Here is a 16,132-nt window from a genome sequence, read left to right on the forward strand (position 1 = left end):
GCTGGGGCACTTGATATTGCACCGCAGCAAGCGTAGAGCACCGCGCATTTTATCGGAGTGTCGTCATGGCCCTTGCCAATGGTGGTGTAGACGCAGAACCCGCCGACCAATCGGGCCACACTGAAATGCAGCAGCACAGCACCAAGGTGCTGATGCTGGGTGCGCTCGGGGTCGTCTATGGCGATATCGGCACCAGCCCGATCTATGCGCTTCGCGAGGCGTTGCATGCCTCGTCGGGCGGCGACGTCGCCACCCGCGCCGACATTCTCGGTGTGCTGTCGCTGATCATCTGGTCGCTCACCATCACGGTCACCGTCAAATACATCATGTTCGTGCTGCGCGCCGACAACCGCGGCGAAGGCGGCGTGCTGTCTTTGATGGCGCTGGTACGCGGCAGTTTCGCCACGCGCTCGGCGATCATCCTCGGCATCGGCATCGTCGGAGCGTCACTGTTCTTCGGCGACGCGGTGATCACACCAGCCATCTCAGTGCTTTCGGCGGTCGAAGGCATGAATGTCGTCACGCCCGCCTTCCAGCCTTATGTCGTGCCGCTGACCCTGATCATCCTGGCGATATTGTTCGCCGTGCAGCGTTTTGGCACGGGGGGCGTCGGCCTCGTGTTCGGGCCGATCACCGCCCTATGGTTCCTCGCCATCGGCCTTTCCGGTCTCAATCATATCGTCAGCGATCCGGAAATCCTGTGGGCAATCAGCCCGCATTATATCGTCGCGTTCCTGATCAATTCGCCTGACGTGGCCTTCGTGACCATCGGTGCCGTTTTTCTCGCCGTCACCGGGGCGGAAGCGCTCTATGCCGATCTCGGCCATTTCGGCCGCAAGCCCATCGTGCTTGCCTGGCTGGCAATCGTGTTCCCGTGCCTTCTGCTGAACTACGCGGGGCAGGGTGCCTTCATCCTCGCGAACAAAGGCGTGGTCGGCCATCCCTTCTTCGAGATGAACGAGGGCTGGACGCTGATCCCGATGGTGGTGCTGGCGACCGCGGCGACCGTCATCGCGAGCCAGGCAGTGATCTCCGGCGCCTTCTCGCTGACCAGGCAGGCCGTGCAGCTCAACATGCTGCCGCGGCTCGAAATCCTGCATACGTCGGAGAAGCAATCCGGCCAGATCTTCATGCCTCGCGTCAATCTGCTGCTCGCCCTGGTGGTGATGCTGCTGGTGGTCGGTTTCGGCGAATCCAGCCGGCTGGCCTCGGCTTATGGCATCTCGGTCACCGGCAACATGCTGGTGACGACGACGCTGCTGTTTGTCGTCATGACACGCATCTGGAAATGGAACATCTGGCTGGCGGTCGGCCTGACGGCGATGTTCGCGCTGATCGACATCGGCTTCTTTGCCGCCAACATCGTCAAGGTTTTCGAGGGCGGTTGGTCTTCGCTGGCCGTGGCCTTCGCAATTATCATGGCCATGTGGACCTGGGTGCGTGGCAGCCGCTATCTGTTCGACAAGACGCGCCGCAACGAGATCCCGCTCGATTTCCTGGCGGCCAATCTCCTGAAGAAAAAACCGCAGCTTGTCTCGGGCACCGCCGTGTTCCTGACCAGCGATCCGCTGAGCGCGCCGACGGCGCTGATGCACAGCCTGAAGCACTACAAGGTGCTGCATGAAAAGAACGTCATCCTGTCGGTGGTCACGGCGCCGCAGCCAGTCGTGCCCGACAGCGAGCGCGTGAAGCTGGAGACGGTCAACGAGCTTTTCATGCGCGTGACGCTGACTTTCGGCTATATGGAGCAGCCGAACATTCCGCGCGCGCTGGCCATCTGCCGCAAGCAGGGCTGGAAGTTCGACATCATGACGACGTCCTTCTTCCTGTCGCGCCGGTCGCTGAAGGCCTCGCCCAATTCCGGCATGCCGATCTGGCAGGACCGGCTGTTCATCGGCCTGGCGAAAACGGCGGCGGACGCGACGGAGTATTTCCAGATCCCCACCGGGCGCGTGGTGGAGATTGGCACGCAGGTCGCGATCTGACAGACTGCGCCGCATAGGCTGACGTCACGCAATTCCGGACGGAAGACGTGGTTTTCCAAGGATTGCTTTCGAAGGGGCGGGGCATGAGCGGCGAGTTGGTGCTTGTGACCGGCGGGTCCGGCTTCCTTGGCGCGCATTGCATCCTGTCGCTTTTGAACGCGGGCTACCGCGTCCGCACGACGGTGCGCTCCGCCAAGCGCGAAGCCGATGTTCTTGCCATGCTGAAGGTGGGCGGCGCCGAGCCGACCGATGCGCTTTCCTTCGGCCATGCCGACCTCATGAGTGACAAAGGCTGGCCCGAAGCGGTCGCCGGATGCCGATACGTCCTGCACGTCGCTTCGCCTTTTCCGCCCGGCGTGCCGAAACACGAGGACGAGCTGATCGTCCCGGCCAGGGAAGGGGCGTTGCGCGTGCTGCGCGCGGCGCGCGATGCCGGCGTCGAACGGGTCGTGCTCACCTCGTCCTTTGCCGCCGTCGGCTATGGCCAGGTACCGGTTGCCGGCCGGCCGTTCACGGAAGAGAACTGGACCGATCTGTCGCAGAAGGTGAGCGCCTATGTGAAGTCGAAGACGCTGGCCGAGCGGGCGGCCTGGGATTTCATCGATCGCGAAGGCGGGCCACTGGAGTTGGCGGTCGTCAATCCGGTCGGCATCTTCGGACCGGTCCTTGGGGCGGATCTTTCGACCTCGACGGATTTCATCCGGCGCCTGATGGATGGCGAGATGCCCGGCCTGCCGCGCATGGTGTTCGGCGTGGTCGACGTGCGCGACGTCGCGGACCTGCATCTGCGCGCCATGACCAGTCCTGCCGCGAAGGGCGAGCGGTTCCTGGCCATCAGCGGCGACTTCATGACGATGCTCGAGATCGCGCGGACGCTGAAGACGCGGCTGGGCAACGCAGGATCGCGCATCACGACCAGGGTGCTGCCGGACTGGCTGGTCCGGATCGTCGGCCTGTTCGACGGGCAAGCGGCCCAGATCATGACGGAGCTGGGCAAGGCCAGGAACGCCACGAGCGCCAAGGCCGTGCGCCTGCTCGGCTGGACGCCGCGATCGCGCGAGGACGCGCTTGTGGCGACCGGCGAGAGCTTGATCTGGCTCGGACTGCTCAAGAAGGCGAAGTAGCGCGCCGGGGGACGGCTTCCCCAGGCGCGCAGACTTCAGCCGAGCAGGGCAGCCTTGTTCGCTTCGAGGAACTGCTTCAGCGTCCGCGGCTTGCGACCCGAGAGTTTTTCGACGGCATCGGTTACCTCTGCAATGCGCCCGGCGCGCGTGTTGGCGTCGAAGGAGACGATGATGCGGGCGAAATCTTCGGGAACGCCGGCCGCTTTCACCCCTTCGGTCAGTGCTTCGTCCGGCAGTTGGATGACTTCCAGCGGCTTGCCGGTGACTTCGCTCACCAGAGCGGCGATCTCGCCGACAGTGTAGGCCTGAGGGCCGGTCAGCGTGTAGATCCTGCTCTCCTTCGTGCCGGAAGCAAGGCCTGCGGCAATGGCGGCTGCCATATCGTCGCGCGCGCCGTGAGCGATGCGCCCGTCGGCGGCCGAGGTGTACCACTTGCCCGCCGAAATGGCGTGCGGCAGCGCCATGAACAAGTTCTCCTGGTACCAGCCGTTGCGGAAGATGGTGTAGGGGATGCCGCTCGCCTTGATAGCCTGCTCGGTGCCGTAGTGGTCGCCGGCAAAGAGCACGGGCGAGCCCGGTTCCGGATTGGGCATCGAGGTGTAGAGCAGATGCGAAACGCCCGCCGCCTTGGCCGCCGCCACCGCGGTCTCATGCTGCTTGAGGCGCCGGCCAGTCTTCAGATCGAGGTCGCCGGTCGAGATAATCAGCACCCGGTCGGCGCCTGCGAATGCCTTCTCCAGTGAGGCCTTGTCGTTGAAATCGGCGGCCCTGACGACGACGCCGCGTGCCGCGAGATCGGCGAGATTTTCGGGATTGCGCGTGGTGGCGATAATGCTTGCCGGCGCTATCTTTTGCGCTTCCAGCAAGTGATTGATGACGGCGCGGCCAAGCTGGCCGGAGGCACCGGTGACGAGGAGTGTTTCGGTCATGGCAGGTTCCTGAATTGCGCCGATCGGCGGCAGCTGTTGGTGGTCTCAAAAAGAGACCAGCACTAAAATAGGAATTGACCTCAAGCCGTAAAGAAGGCAGTTTTTCGGGAGGTAGGCACAGCCAGGGAACCACCTGGACGGCCGAATTTCGATCAGCGGATGCCGCGATGGACAGCAAGATCCTCAATCTGAAAGCCAAGCTCGAGGTCTATAAGGCCATGACCGGCGGCGGCAATTTCGCCGACTGCCCGGTCCGCGACGTCATCCAGGGCATCAGCGGCAAATGGAGCTCGCTGCTGGTCATGGCGCTGGCCGAAAAACCCTATCGGTTCGGCGAATTGCGACGGCTGGTTCCCGATATTTCGCAGCGCATGCTGACGCAGACGCTCTACGACCTGCAGCGCGATGGCTATGTGCATCGCGAAGTGTTTCCGACCAAGCCGCCAAGCGTCGAATACAGCCTCACCGATCTTGGCCGCTCGATGTCCGGCCCCATGCATCAGCTTGTCCAATGGGCCGAGCTCAACCACGACGCAGTGCGCGACGCGCGGGCCGCCTTCGACGCCCGGACCTGAGCCTAGTTTCTTGCCGCAGCTAATGCATGTCGCCCAGAAGTGTGCAGCGGTTTTGGGACAACGACATGCATCAAGATAAAGACTTAAAGCGCCTGGTTGATTTGGCGGGATCGATCGGGGATTGTGCCCGCCGGTCGGTCTGGGCGGGTAATGGGCAAGAATCTCGACATCGCGATTGCCGGCGCCGGTCCGGCCGGGCTGGCGGCAGCGCTCTATCTCAAGCGGGCCGGGCACAAGGTCACCATTTTCGAGCGCTTCGATGAGCCGAAGCCTGTCGGTTCCGGCCTCATCCTGCAGCCGACCGGGCTGACCGTGCTCGCCGATCTCGGCTTGCTCAATGAGATTCTCTCGCTTGGCAGCCGCATCGAACGGCTGCACGGCACCGACGCCGGCAGCGGACGCACGGTGCTCGAAGTCCGCTACGACGCGCGGCGCGGCCGCCGCTTCGGCCTCGCCGTGCATCGTGCGGCGCTGTTCGGGGTGCTCTATCGCTCCGCCTTGCGCGAAGCGATCGCCATCGAAACCAATGTCGAGGTCGAGACGCTGGAGACGGCCGAGCGCGCGACGCTCGTCTGCGGCAATGGCAGGCGGCTCGGTCCATTCGACCTCATCGTCGATGCCAGCGGCGCTCGCTCGAAGCTGCGGCACTATCTTGGCGATGCCGCCATGCCACGGCCGCTCACCTATGGCGCATTCTGGGCGTCGCTCGGCTGGCGGGACGGCTTCGACCGGCGGGCGCTGCTGCAGCGCTACGACAAGGCAAGCATCATGGTCGGCGTGCTGCCGATCGGCCGGCCTGAGCCCGGCGCGGAAGACATGGCGGCTTTCTTCTGGAGCCTCAAGCCGGCTGATGCCGAACGGGTAAAGGGCCAGGGGCTCGAAGCATGGAAGGCGAGGGTGGTCTCGGTGTGGCCGGAGTGCGAGGCCTTCACCGGCCAGATCGACAGTTTCGAGCAACTCTCGCTCGCCCGCTACGGCCACCACACGATGACGCTGCCGGCCGGCCGGCGGCTGGCCGTCATCGGTGACGCCGCGCACTCGACCAGTCCGCAACTCGGGCAAGGCGCAAACATGGCGCTGCTCGACGCGGCGGCGCTCAGCCATGCGCTGGCGCAGGCGAAGGGTGTCGACGACGCGCTCGATACCTACGCGAAGGCGAGGCGCTGGCATGTGCGCGTGTTCCAGGCGCTGTCGCTGTCGCTGACGCCGTTCTACCAATCGGATTCCGCAGCCTTGCCCTTTGTCCGCGACCGTATGGTGGCGGCGCTGGCGAGAATTCCGCCGGGGCCGCAATTCCTCGCCGCCATGGTCGCCGGCACGGTGATCGACCCGTTCAGGCGGATCGGGCTTGCGGAGTTGCAATGGCCTGCCGCCGGATGATCCCGGACAGGTAAGATTGCTTTGCCAGAAGGAAGGCCTGCAGCCGCAGCGGATAGTCCGGGCTGACGGCTTCGTTCACCGACCGGCGCTCGCTCAAGGCCTCGCGCCAGGCTTGGACGAGTGGCTTGCCATCGAGAATACCGAAATCGCCGATGCGGTCGAACGTGTCGAAATAGCGGAAGACCGGTCCGTAGACCGCATCGACCAGCGAGAAGCGCTCGCCGGCGAACCACGGACCGCTTTGCCTTGCCGCCAGTTCTGCTTCCACGCGCGCGAACATTCCGGACAAACCTTTGCTTTCATGCAGGAAAGCGGCTTCGTCGGCAGTGGAATAGAAACGCCCTATGGCATTGAGGATGGCCGAGCCGAATTCGATCCAGGCGCGATGCCCGGCCCGTGCCAGCGGATCGGCCGGGTGCAAGGGATTGGCCTCCGTCTCCTCCAGGAATTCCAGGATGACGGCGGATTCGAAAATCACTTCCTCCGCATGGCCATGCCGGACGCGCAGCAGCGGCACCTTGCCGAGCGGCGAGACGGCTTTGAACCAGTCAGGCTTGTTGGAGAGATCGACATCGACCCGCTCGAACGCCACGCCTTTCTCGGCAAGCGCAATCGCGGCGCGCTGGACGTAGGGGCATAAATGATGACTGACGAGGGTGAGCCTGGCGGTCATCTCACTCTCCCCAGACGTAATTGAGCGCGCCATCCTCGACGCGGGTCGACAGGAACATCAGGCGCGCGCCCTTTGGCGCCGGTCCTTCCAAACGCTCGCCGCTTGCCATGTCGAATTTCGCGCCATGCCATTGGCAGACGAAAACGCCGTCCTTGCAGTCGAGCGGTCCACCGAAATGCAGGCAGACATTGGCCGCGGCGCGGATGCGTTCGCCACTGCGCCAGACATGGACCTCGCGGCCGAAGAAAGGCGCGATCAGGCTGCCGGTCTGCGGGATATCGGCGATCTTGCAGATTTCATGTTTCATCGGATAACTCCTGGTCGATGCAATTGCATCTATATGGATGCATTTGCATCGATCGTCAAGCTTGATGCAATTGCATCTATCTACTAGATTGTGCCGATGACGAAAAAATCCCCATCACCTGAAGCCGTCACCGCCTGGGCGCGCCTCGTGCGCGTCTCGCGACAGCTGGTCGAAAGCACGGAGGACGCGCTGAAGGCGCGCGGCTTGCCGCCGCTCGCCTGGTACGACGTGCTGCACGAGCTCGCGGAAGCGGGCGAGGGCGGGTTGCGGCCGTTCGAGCTGATCGATCGCGTGCTGTTGGCGCAGTACGGCGTCTCACGGCTGCTGGCCCGGCTGGAGGCGGACGGCCTGGTCGAGAAGCTGCCCGTCTCCGACGATGGCCGCGGGCAGACCGTCCGCATCACGGCAAGCGGCCGGGAGATGCGCCGCCGCATCTGGGCGGTCTACGGCGCTTCGATCGCCGAGCTGATGGGCGACAGGCTCTCGGCCGAAGAGCTCAAGGCACTGGCGACTCTGCTCGGGCGGCTGCGGCATCCGCCGATAGAAAACCACTGAGAGAGCTCGGCCAGCCGCCTCGTCCGAATTTTTCGATTCCGCCCCTTGCGCTGGAAAAAGGAATGAGCCATAAGCCGAACCGTAACGTACGGTACGCATCTGCGGGCGTATCCGGAATTGGGAACAGTCGTGTTGCAGCCAGCGGAGATCGACACAAGTGAAACGCTGACGGAGCGGCAGCAGGCCGTTCTGGATGCGGCTCTTCGCCTGTTGGTCGAGGAGGGCGACAATCTTACCATGACCGCGGTGGCGCGGCGGGCGAGCTGTTCCAAGGAAACGCTCTACAAATGGTTCGGCGACCGCGACGGACTGCTCAACGCTACGGTGCAATGGCAGGCGTCAAAGGTGCGTGTCGCGTCCGTCGACCGTGAGAGACTGGACATCGGTTCGCTCACGGTGAGCCTGGAGCGTTTCGCTTCAGATTGGCTGAAGGTTATCTCCAGTGACACTTCGATCGCGCTGAACCGTGTGGCAGTCAGCCATGCCGGTTCCGGCAAGGACGATCTCGGCGCGATCGTGCTGCAGAATGGCCGCTTCGCGCTTGCCAAGCGCTTGAAGCCGGTGCTTGAAGCAGGTCGGCGGGCCGGGCTGCTCGATTTCGAGGACGCCGAGACGGCGTTCCGGACCTTTTTCGGCCTGGTCGGCCGCGACGTGCAGATACGTCTGCTGCTCGGCGACCGGGTGGAATTGACTGGGGCGACGATCGGCGGCGATGCCGCGCGCGCGACGCAACATTTTCTCGCTCTCTTCGGAGCAAAAACCGGGTCGTGAGGCCCTGATCTTCAAACGGGAAGGAACACCAAATGCGTGTCTATTACGATCGTGACGCCGATCTCAATCTGATCAAGGGCAAGAAGGTCGCCATTATCGGCTATGGCAGCCAGGGCCGGGCGCATGCGCTCAACCTCAAGGATTCCGGCGTCAAGGAGATCGCCATCGGTCTGAAGGCCGGCTCGGCGACCGCCAAGAAGGTCGAGGCCGACGGCCTCAAGGTCATGAGCGTGGCGGATGCAGCCAAGTGGGCCGACCTGATGATGATGGCGACGCCCGACGAATTGCAGGCCGACATCTACAAATCGGAAATCGCGCCGAACATCCGCGATGGCGCCGCGATCGCCTTCGCGCACGGCCTCAACGTGCATTTCGGCCTGATCGAGCCGAAGTCGACGGTCGACGTCGTCATGATCGCGCCTAAGGGCCCCGGCCACACGGTGCGCGGCGAATACCAGAAGGGCGGCGGCGTGCCGTGCCTTGTCGCCGTCAACCAGGACGCTTCGGGCAACGCGCTCGATCTCGCTCTGTCCTACGCCTGCGGCGTCGGCGGCGGCCGTTCGGGCATCATCGAGACCAATTTCCGCGAGGAATGCGAGACCGACCTGTTCGGCGAGCAGGTGGTGCTGTGCGGCGGCCTGGTCGAGCTGATCCGCGCCGGTTTCGAGACGCTGGTGGAAGCCGGCTACGCGCCGGAAATGGCTTATTTCGAGTGCCTGCACGAAGTGAAGCTGATCGTCGACCTGATCTATGAAGGCGGCATCGCCAACATGAACTACTCGATCTCGAACACCGCCGAATGGGGCGAATATGTTTCGGGCCCGCGCATCATCACCGCCGACACCAAGGCCGAGATGAAGCGCATCCTGAAGGACATCCAGACCGGCAAGTTCACCTCGGAATGGATGCAGGAATATCGCGCCGGCATGTCGCGCTTCAAGGGCATCCGCCGCAACAACGACAGCCACCAGATCGAGGAAGTCGGCGCCAAGCTGCGCGCCATGATGCCGTGGATCGCCAAGAACAAGCTGGTCGACAAGGCGAAGAACTAAGGCGATCCACGTCTTTTGCCTGCGCGTCCTCGGGCTTCGCCCTGCGGTCGCGCGGGTGATCGCCAAGAACAAGCTGGTCGACAAGGCGAAGAACTAAGGCGATCCACGTCTTTTGCCTGCGCGTCCTCGGGCTTCGCCCTGCGGTCGCGCGGGTGACCGCCAAGAACAAGCTGGTCGACAAGGCGAAGAACTAAGAAGCTTGCGCCAATTCTACCCTGCCGGCCATCTGCCGCGGGTTTCTGCGCTTCCGGTGCTCACGGACTTAGATGTCCGCTCCGCTCCGGTTCTCGAAACCCGCACCAGCTGACTCGGCAGGGCGAATTGTCATCAACCTTCCGGTTGCTGGAGTTCAAGCCAGCGGAGAAATCCGCTGGCTTTTTATTTTGCAAAGTGGACGTTCTTCAGCCGTAGTGCCAGTGCGGCTTAGGCTCGGTGCCGGTGAACTCGACGCCGATGCGGTCCTCGCGGCGCCAACGCACTACCGCCTTGTAGCCGATGCCGTCGACCGGCACATAAAGCAGGAATTCGTCCGGCACGCGCGCATCGATCGGCACTTTCAGCTCAGCGCCGTTCGAGTGCATGTTGCGCACCGTGCATCTCACCTCGGAATTGTTGATGCCGGTCAGGATCGCCGCGCCCTTCAGCACGCGTTGCCTGTGTTGGTTTCTGTGTTCGTTTTCGGCCATGGCGGGTACGTCTCGCACCCCGTTCGCGCGAATCGTCATATTGGAGGACATCGGCATGGATGAATAGAAGCCGCCGATGAATTTAGGGTTATGGGCCGGTAGCGAGCACTGGTTGCGGCAAAAGCAAAACGGCGCCGGGAAGGGCGCCGTCTGCTTGTCTGTGCCGGCGGCGCCGCTCAGCTATAGGGCGACCAGCATTGCTTGCGAGGACCGTAGTTGGGCTGGAAGGTATTGTCCCAGGCGCGATACGACCGGTAGCGGTCGTAGCACCAGCGGACATGCGCGCTGGACAGCCGCTCGGTCCGGTAGATGCGCCGCGGCTGAACGTAGCGCGGGTAGGGATCGTAATAGTAGGGGTCGTAGTAGTTGCCATAGGCCAGGCTGCCCAAGCCCAGGCCGAGGCCCAGCCCAAGGATCGCCGCATCGCTGTCTCGGAAGTGCCGGCGGTGATGCCGCCAGCGCCAGTCGCCGCCGCCATCCCAGTTGCCGCCGTCCCAATGGCGCGAGAATTGACGGTCGCCGCCACGCCACCTGAAGTCGCCGCCACGGTGACGCCAACGCCAGTCCTGGAAGCCGCCGCCATTGTTGTTACCGCCGGCCCAGCTGTCGCGCACCGGAATGATCGTCGGCGCGGCAGTGCTCGTCGCGACGCCGAGATCGGGTTGAAGGATCGGGCCGGCGACCGACTGTGCCGTCACACCCGCAACGAGGCCCAGGGCCAGGAGCCCGGATGTCAGGGAAGAAAAAAGCGGTTTCATTTCACTCTCCAAGGAGCAAAGGCCCCACGCCCAGCACACCCCGGGGAAAGGCCTATTGTTGGAACTTTCCGTCTGAACGGAGGATGAACGGAAAGGTTCCGTCAACCATGGCGAGCATCGGCCTGGCTCTTGTTTTCGCCCTCGCTTGCGGGCAAAGGTCACGGCCATGTCGCTGCGCCTCGCCACCTTCAATGTCGAGAACCTGATGAACAGGTTCGATTTCTCGGGCTACCGCAACCAGCTCAATGAAGACCGCACGCTGGCGCTGTTCGACATCCGGAGCGAGGCCGAATACCGCATCCTCGAGCAGGCCCGCGCGATCGCCCAGTCCGACGACACGCGCCAGTTGACGGCGCTTGCCATCGCGGCCACCCGCGCGGACGTCATCTGCATGCAGGAGGTCGACAATATCGAGGCGCTGAAGGCTTTCGAATATGGCTATCTGTTCAAGATGGTCGGGCGTGGCTACCGGCAGAAATACACCACCGCTGGCAACGATACGCGCGGCATCGATGTCGCCGTGATGATGCGCAGCGAGACCACGCAAGGGCAGCCGATCGATTTCGTGCGCATGACCAGCCACGCCTATGTCACCTTCGAGCAGTTCGGGCTGTTCACGCCGGAGCTTGCCACGCTCGGCTATCTCGCGAACGAGCGTATCTTTCGCCGCGACTGCCTGGAGATCGACCTGAGGATCGGCGGCGCGCCGTTGACGCTCTATCTCGTGCATTTCAAGTCGATGGGCCCGCCGCGCAACGGGTTGGACGGCCGCGAGGCGTCGATGCCGCTGCGCATTGCCGAGGCGCAGGCAGTGCGCCGCATCATCGAGGAGCGTTTCGGCAAGGACCATGCCGCGGACAAGCGCTGGGCGATCTGCGGCGACATGAACGATTACCGGCAGCGCGTGAAGATCGACGGCGACGCCATAGACGGTTACCGTTTCGAGGTTGTCGACGAAGCCCGCTCCTCGATCGACGTGCTGACCGCCGGCGGCTTTTGCGAGAATGTCGTCGAGCGGCGGCCGGAGATGGACCGCTGGAGCTTCTACCACACGCGCGGCCCTGAAGAGCGGCATCTTTGCCAGCTCGACTATATCCTGCTGTCAAAGGCGCTGGCCGCGAAGAACGCCACCGCAGTCCCCGACATCATCCGCAACGGCCAGCCCTGGCGCACCATCTTTCCGCCCGGTCAGGAAGTGGAGCGTTTCCCGCGCGCCGGCTGGGACAGGCCGAAAGCGTCGGACCATTGCCCGGTGACGATCACACTGGACATGGCGTGACGCTCGTGAGTTTCGACTTGCCGCGCAATGTCATCCTACCGGTCGATGCGGTCGACGTCCGCCTCGATCCCGGTCCGCATCCCTTCGCGCTGACCAATGCGGCGGCGATCGCAGACAACTGGCGGCGGGAGACAGCCGCCAATCCGGCGCTGTTCGACGGCACGGTGGTGCTGCTTTCCGAGCTTGCTTACCGGGACGGCCGCCTCATCGGCCGCTGCCATGCGGTCAACTATTCGACCTTCATGCTGTGGCGCCAGCGGCGCGAGAATTCCGGCGCCGAGCACGCCTATGCGCATGCCATGCTGGTCGCCGGCGACAATGCGCTGGTGGCGATCCGCATGGGGCCGCATACGGTCAATGCCGGCCGCGTCTATTTCGCCGCCGGGTCCTTCGAGCCGATCGATTTCCGCGACGGGCTGGTCGATGTCGATTTCAACATGATGCGCGAGGTGGGGGAGGAGACCGGGCTTGACTTGTCCAAGGCCGAACGCGGTCGGCACTATCACGCGCTCTCGACAGCGAGCGGCACGGTGATCTTCCGCCGCTACCGGGTCGCCGAGCCCGCCGACGAGCTGGCGCGGCGCATCAGCGCCTTCGTCGCAACCGAGACGGAGCCGGAGATCGAGGGGCCGGTCATTATCCGCAATGCAGCCGACCTGCCGGACGGGCTGATGGGACATATGAAGCCGCTGATCGAGTGGCATTTCGCGGGCGCCGACTAACTCCGCCAGGCGTCCGGACGTCAGCAGCCGCTATGATCTGGCTATTCGTGCCGCAGCGCGTCGATCGGGTCGAGCCTCGCGCCGCGCAGCGCCGGGAAAAAACCGAACACCATGCCGATCAGCGCCGAGAAGCCGACGGCGAGCAGGATGACGGCAGGGCTTGGCGCGAAAGGTATCGTCAGCGCCATCGAGGCAAGGCCGGCCAGCAAAAGCCCGATCAGGATGCCGATGATGCCGCCAAAGAGCGACAGCACCGTCGCCTCCACCAGGAACTGGATGAGGATGTGTTTTTCGTGCGCGCCGATGGCCAGCCTGATGCCGATCTCGCGCGTGCGCTCGGTGACCGACACCAGCATGATGTTCATGATGCCGATGCCGCCGACCAACAGGCTGACGCCGGCGACCGCGCCCAGCATGCCGGTCATGGTGGTGGTGGCACTGGTCATCGCGTCGGCGATCTGGGTCATGTCGCGTATGGCGAAATCGGGATCGCGGTCCGGCGTGATGCGGCGCGTGTCGCGCAAAATGTCCTCGACGCGCGGCTGCAGTTCGCTGGTCGGCGTGCGGTCGTCGGCGGCGATATAAATGTTGTCGATGTCGCGGTTGCCGGCGATGCGGCGCTGATAGGCGTGCAACGGCATCAGCACGACATTGTCCTGGTCCTGGCCGAAGCCGGTATAGCCCTTGGGCTCGAGCAGGCCGATGATCGTGCAGGAGGTGCGGTTGACGCGGATGATCTCGCCTTCGGGATCGCCGGCGCCGAAGAATTGCTGGCGCACCGTCTCTCCGATCAGACACACGCCTGTGCCGGCGCGCGTTTCGGAATCGCTGAACGGCCGCCCCGACACCAGCCTCCAGTCGCGAGCATCGAGATAGGCGCTGTCGGTGCCGGTGACGCCCGAGGTCAGGCTTTCGGTGCCGAAGATGACGCGGACCTGTTTTTGCGAGGCAGGCGAAATTGCGCGCGCGCCGCTGAGATGCGCAACCAGCGCGGTCACATCCTTTTCGGCCAGCGGCCGCGTCACCTGATCGAGGCCCCCCGGTCCGCCTGGTCCCGCGGGCCGGCCGGCGCGAACGACGAGCAGGTTACTGCCAAGCTTGGAAATGTCGGCCTTGACCTTCTCCGTCGTGCCGGAGCCGATGGTGAGCATGGCGATGACGGCCGCGACGCCGATGACGATGCCGAGCAGCGTCAGGAATGAGCGCAATACGTTGCGGCGGATCGAGCGCAGCGAGAGGCGGACGGTCTCCCAGATCATGCCGCTTCCTCCGCTTTCAAGGTGTCGGAGGCGACATGACCGTCGAGGAAGCGGATGGTGCGGCCGGCATAGTCCGCGACATCGGCCTCGTGGGTGACCATGACGATGGAGAGCCCGAGATCGGCGTTGAGCCTGGTCAGCAATTCCATGATTTCGTGCGTGCGCGCGGTGTCGAGATTGCCGGTGGGTTCGTCGGCGACGAGCAGCGTCGGCCTGGTGACGATGGCGCGGGCGATCGCAACGCGCTGCTGCTGGCCGCCCGAAAGCTCGGCCGGGGTGTGGTGCTCGCGCCCGACCAGACCGACCTCGGCCAGCGCCTGCATGGCGAGGTCGCGGCGCTCGCGCGCGGCAACGCCGCGATAGATCAGCGGCAGCTCGACATTTTCAGCGGCGGTCGTGCGCGGCAGGAGATTGTAGCCCTGGAAGACGAAGCCGACATAAAGGTTGCGCAAAAGCGCGCGGCGGTTGCGGTCGAGGCGGCCCGCATCGACGCCCATGAAAGAGTAGGTTCCGACCGTCGGCGTGTCGAGGCAGCCGATGATGTTCATCGCTGTCGACTTGCCCGAGCCTGAGGGACCCATGATGGCGACGAACTCGCCACGCCGGATGGCGAGATCGACGCCGGCCAGCGCATGCACGCGGGCTTCGCCCTCGCCGTAGCTCTTCCAGACCTTGTCGAAGGTGATGAGCAGCGGAGCCGACATGTCGTCAGTTCCGCTGCTGCGCGCCGGTGATGACTTGCGCGCCCGCGTCGAGGCCGGACGTGATCTCGGTCAACTCGCCGTCGGTCGAGCCGATCCTGACGTTGATCGGATGCGGCCGGCCATTCTCCAGCACATAAAGCGTGCGCGAGCCGTCGGTTGGGGCCTTCGTCGCCTCGCGCTGCCGGTTGGGACGGCCCATGCGGCCAGTGAACAGGTCACTGAAGCTCCAGCCGCGCGCCTGCTGTTGCATCGGGCGATAGCGGAAGGCCGCCGAGGGAACGGTGAGCACGCCCTTGGCCTGCCTTGTGACGACAGAGACCGTCGCCGTCATGCCGGGCCTGAGCAGAAGCTCGCCATTGTCGACCTCGAGACGCGCTTTGTAGGTGACGACGCCGTCGGTGGTGACCGAGGCGTAGGAGATGTCGCGGATCTCGGCGTCGAAGGGGCGATCCGGGAAGGCGTCGACGGTGAAGCGGGCGTGCTGGCCGGGCTTGACCTGGCCGATATCGGCCTCGTCGACCGCAGCCTGCAATTCCATGTTGCGAAGGTCGGCGGCGATGACGAAGAGCACGGGCGCCTGCAGCGAGGACGCGACCGTCTGGCCGGGATCGACCGAGCGCGTCAGCACGATGCCGTCGATCGGCGCATAGATGGTGCTTTTGGCAAGATCGGTCTGCTGCGCCTTGAGGTCGGCCTGGGCGATGGCGAGATTGGCTTCGGCGCTGTCCAGCGCCGCCTTCGAGCGATCGCGCGTCGCGGTCGCCGCTTCGAGCGACTGGTCCGTCGCCATGCCGCGCTTGGTGAGCGCGCTTGCGCGTACAACCGCGTTCTCGTTTTCCTGCAAGGTCACCTTGGCGTTCTCGACGGCGGCAGCCGCCGCCTTGGCGGAGGCGGTGGCGCGCTCGATCTGGACCTCCAGCTTGACGGTGTCGAGCGTCGCCAGCACGTCGCCCTTCTTGACCTGCTGGTTCTCGCTGGCCGTGACCGAGCGGACGATGCCGGAAAGCTCGCTGGAGATGTCGACCTGGGTCAATGGCTGCAGCGTGCCGGTGGCCGATACCTCGACGGTGAGGTCGGCGATTGCCGCAGGCACGGTGGCGTATTCAATTTTGGGGGGTGCGGCGGCATACCATCGATAGAGGGCAATGCCAGCCGCGACGACCGCTACCGCCAGCATCGCGTAGAGCCAGAAGCGGCGTCGCTTGCGGCTTACTGCCTTGCGGTCGAGCCCGAGCGCGGCCTCTATGGAAGTACCGGATTCCGCGCTTGGCGGATTGACAATCTGGTCCACTCCGGACCCCTATGCTGAAAATCGATGTCCCTATCCGTGCACAGATCAGGCCTTAAGGTCCGAATTTCAAATTAAATTTCCC

At 64.2% G+C, this 16,132-nt stretch carries 17 protein-coding genes; 9 read left to right on the plus strand and 8 right to left on the minus strand.

The window, feature by feature from the left end:
- Window positions 1-65: 65 nt before the first annotated feature.
- Both AC0YKC_RS07655 and AC0YKC_RS07660 read left to right on the plus strand, forming a co-directional pair.
- Window positions 66-1,985: a potassium transporter Kup gene (locus AC0YKC_RS07655; protein ID WP_434723291.1), complete on the plus strand. Its 1,920-nt coding sequence runs from the start codon at window positions 66-68 to the stop codon at window positions 1,983-1,985.
- Between the two features lie 83 nt (window positions 1,986-2,068).
- On the plus strand, window positions 2,069-3,109 hold the full coding sequence (locus AC0YKC_RS07660) for an SDR family oxidoreductase (RefSeq protein WP_488510672.1): 1,041 nt from the start codon (window positions 2,069-2,071) through the stop codon (window positions 3,107-3,109).
- Between the two features lie 35 nt (window positions 3,110-3,144).
- Here the strand turns inward: AC0YKC_RS07660 and AC0YKC_RS07665 are convergent, their stop codons facing one another.
- Window positions 3,145-4,038, minus strand: coding sequence for an SDR family oxidoreductase (locus AC0YKC_RS07665; RefSeq protein WP_488510673.1), 894 nt, complete (start codon window positions 4,036-4,038; stop codon window positions 3,145-3,147).
- Window positions 4,039-4,205: 167 nt separating this feature from the next.
- On the opposite strand from AC0YKC_RS07665, the gene AC0YKC_RS07670 reads away from it, so the two are divergent.
- The gene (locus AC0YKC_RS07670; RefSeq protein WP_320295206.1) at window positions 4,206-4,613 is read left to right on the plus strand and encodes a winged helix-turn-helix transcriptional regulator; all 408 of its coding nucleotides are present in this window, start codon (window positions 4,206-4,208) and stop codon (window positions 4,611-4,613) included.
- Between the two features lie 150 nt (window positions 4,614-4,763).
- A complete protein-coding gene (locus AC0YKC_RS07675) occupies window positions 4,764-5,993 on the plus strand; it encodes an FAD-dependent oxidoreductase (protein WP_488510674.1) in 1,230 nt (409 codons plus the stop codon).
- Here the strand turns inward: AC0YKC_RS07675 and AC0YKC_RS07680 are convergent.
- Window positions 5,947-6,666: a glutathione S-transferase family protein gene (locus AC0YKC_RS07680; RefSeq protein ID WP_488510675.1), complete on the minus strand. Its 720-nt coding sequence runs from the start codon at window positions 6,664-6,666 to the stop codon at window positions 5,947-5,949. The genes AC0YKC_RS07675 and AC0YKC_RS07680 overlap by 47 nt on opposite strands.
- A 1-nt stretch (window position 6,667) precedes the next feature.
- On the minus strand, window positions 6,668-6,973 hold the full coding sequence (locus tag AC0YKC_RS07685; protein ID WP_488510676.1) for a Rieske (2Fe-2S) protein: 306 nt from the start codon (window positions 6,971-6,973) through the stop codon (window positions 6,668-6,670).
- Window positions 6,974-7,069: 96 nt separating this feature from the next.
- Between AC0YKC_RS07685 and AC0YKC_RS07690 the strand changes: the two genes are divergently transcribed.
- The 3 genes from AC0YKC_RS07690 to ilvC all read left to right on the plus strand — a co-directional run bounded on the left by AC0YKC_RS07690 (window position 7,070) and on the right by ilvC (window position 9,351).
- On the plus strand, window positions 7,070-7,528 hold the full coding sequence (locus AC0YKC_RS07690; RefSeq protein ID WP_320295210.1) for a MarR family winged helix-turn-helix transcriptional regulator: 459 nt from the start codon (window positions 7,070-7,072) through the stop codon (window positions 7,526-7,528).
- 129 nt (window positions 7,529-7,657) lie between these two features.
- Entirely contained in the window at window positions 7,658-8,299 is a 642-nt protein-coding gene (locus tag AC0YKC_RS07695) for a TetR/AcrR family transcriptional regulator (RefSeq protein ID WP_488510677.1), read from the plus strand.
- A 32-nt stretch (window positions 8,300-8,331) separates the two neighbouring features.
- Window positions 8,332-9,351, plus strand: a complete 1,020-nt coding sequence (ilvC, locus tag AC0YKC_RS07700; protein WP_320295212.1) for a ketol-acid reductoisomerase — start codon at window positions 8,332-8,334, stop codon at window positions 9,349-9,351.
- 401 nt (window positions 9,352-9,752) lie between these two features.
- Here ilvC and AC0YKC_RS07705 read toward each other — a convergent pair whose 3' ends face one another.
- Both AC0YKC_RS07705 and AC0YKC_RS07710 read right to left on the minus strand, forming a co-directional pair.
- Entirely contained in the window at window positions 9,753-10,037 is a 285-nt protein-coding gene (locus tag AC0YKC_RS07705; RefSeq protein WP_041008222.1) for a PilZ domain-containing protein, read from the minus strand.
- Window positions 10,038-10,213: 176 nt separating this feature from the next.
- Window positions 10,214-10,795, minus strand: a complete 582-nt coding sequence (locus tag AC0YKC_RS07710; RefSeq protein WP_320295213.1) for a BA14K family protein — start codon at window positions 10,793-10,795, stop codon at window positions 10,214-10,216.
- Window positions 10,796-10,961: 166 nt separating this feature from the next.
- Between AC0YKC_RS07710 and AC0YKC_RS07715 the strand changes: the two genes are divergently transcribed.
- Together AC0YKC_RS07715 and AC0YKC_RS07720 are read left to right on the plus strand one after the other, a co-directional pair.
- Window positions 10,962-12,074: an endonuclease/exonuclease/phosphatase family protein gene (locus tag AC0YKC_RS07715; protein ID WP_488510678.1), complete on the plus strand. Its 1,113-nt coding sequence runs from the start codon at window positions 10,962-10,964 to the stop codon at window positions 12,072-12,074.
- 5 nt (window positions 12,075-12,079) lie between these two features.
- Window positions 12,080-12,796 (plus strand): hypothetical protein, encoded by a 717-nt coding sequence (locus tag AC0YKC_RS07720; RefSeq protein WP_488510773.1) that lies wholly within the window; start codon window positions 12,080-12,082, stop codon window positions 12,794-12,796.
- Window positions 12,797-12,837: 41 nt separating this feature from the next.
- On the opposite strand, the gene AC0YKC_RS07725 is transcribed toward AC0YKC_RS07720, so the two are convergent.
- Genes AC0YKC_RS07725 through AC0YKC_RS07735 form a run of 3 tightly spaced genes read right to left on the minus strand, consistent with a single transcriptional unit; the run spans window position 12,838 to window position 16,050 of the window.
- Window positions 12,838-14,055, minus strand: coding sequence for an ABC transporter permease (locus AC0YKC_RS07725; protein ID WP_434723283.1), 1,218 nt, complete (start codon window positions 14,053-14,055; stop codon window positions 12,838-12,840).
- Entirely contained in the window at window positions 14,052-14,759 is a 708-nt protein-coding gene (locus tag AC0YKC_RS07730) for an ABC transporter ATP-binding protein (protein WP_320295216.1), read from the minus strand. The genes AC0YKC_RS07725 and AC0YKC_RS07730 overlap by 4 nt, the downstream gene beginning before the upstream one ends.
- A 4-nt stretch (window positions 14,760-14,763) precedes the next feature.
- On the minus strand, window positions 14,764-16,050 hold the full coding sequence (locus tag AC0YKC_RS07735) for an efflux RND transporter periplasmic adaptor subunit (RefSeq protein ID WP_488510679.1): 1,287 nt from the start codon (window positions 16,048-16,050) through the stop codon (window positions 14,764-14,766).
- Window positions 16,051-16,132: the final 82 nt, after the last annotated feature.

This window comes from Mesorhizobium sp. CNPSo 4661 (assembly GCF_057784215.1).

Bases quoted from the DNA above. Each gene is read 5' to 3' on its own strand.
- AC0YKC_RS07655 (WP_434723291.1), top strand. From the start codon at position 66: ATGGCCCTTGCCAATGGTGGTGTAGACGCAGAACCCGCCGACCAATCG.
- AC0YKC_RS07660 (WP_488510672.1), top strand. From the start codon at position 2,069: ATGAGCGGCGAGTTGGTGCTTGTGACCGGCGGGTCCGGCTTCCTTGGC.
- AC0YKC_RS07665 (WP_488510673.1), bottom strand. From the start codon at position 4,038: ATGACCGAAACACTCCTCGTCACCGGTGCCTCCGGCCAGCTTGGCCGC.
- AC0YKC_RS07670 (WP_320295206.1), top strand. From the start codon at position 4,206: ATGGACAGCAAGATCCTCAATCTGAAAGCCAAGCTCGAGGTCTATAAG.
- AC0YKC_RS07675 (WP_488510674.1), top strand. From the start codon at position 4,764: ATGGGCAAGAATCTCGACATCGCGATTGCCGGCGCCGGTCCGGCCGGG.
- AC0YKC_RS07680 (WP_488510675.1), bottom strand. From the start codon at position 6,666: ATGACCGCCAGGCTCACCCTCGTCAGTCATCATTTATGCCCCTACGTC.
- AC0YKC_RS07685 (WP_488510676.1), bottom strand. From the start codon at position 6,973: ATGAAACATGAAATCTGCAAGATCGCCGATATCCCGCAGACCGGCAGC.
- AC0YKC_RS07690 (WP_320295210.1), top strand. From the start codon at position 7,070: ATGACGAAAAAATCCCCATCACCTGAAGCCGTCACCGCCTGGGCGCGC.
- ilvC (WP_320295212.1), top strand. From the start codon at position 8,332: ATGCGTGTCTATTACGATCGTGACGCCGATCTCAATCTGATCAAGGGC.
- AC0YKC_RS07705 (WP_041008222.1), bottom strand. From the start codon at position 10,037: ATGGCCGAAAACGAACACAGAAACCAACACAGGCAACGCGTGCTGAAG.
- AC0YKC_RS07710 (WP_320295213.1), bottom strand. From the start codon at position 10,795: ATGAAACCGCTTTTTTCTTCCCTGACATCCGGGCTCCTGGCCCTGGGC.
- AC0YKC_RS07715 (WP_488510678.1), top strand. From the start codon at position 10,962: ATGTCGCTGCGCCTCGCCACCTTCAATGTCGAGAACCTGATGAACAGG.
- AC0YKC_RS07725 (WP_434723283.1), bottom strand. From the start codon at position 14,055: ATGATCTGGGAGACCGTCCGCCTCTCGCTGCGCTCGATCCGCCGCAAC.
- AC0YKC_RS07730 (WP_320295216.1), bottom strand. From the start codon at position 14,759: ATGTCGGCTCCGCTGCTCATCACCTTCGACAAGGTCTGGAAGAGCTAC.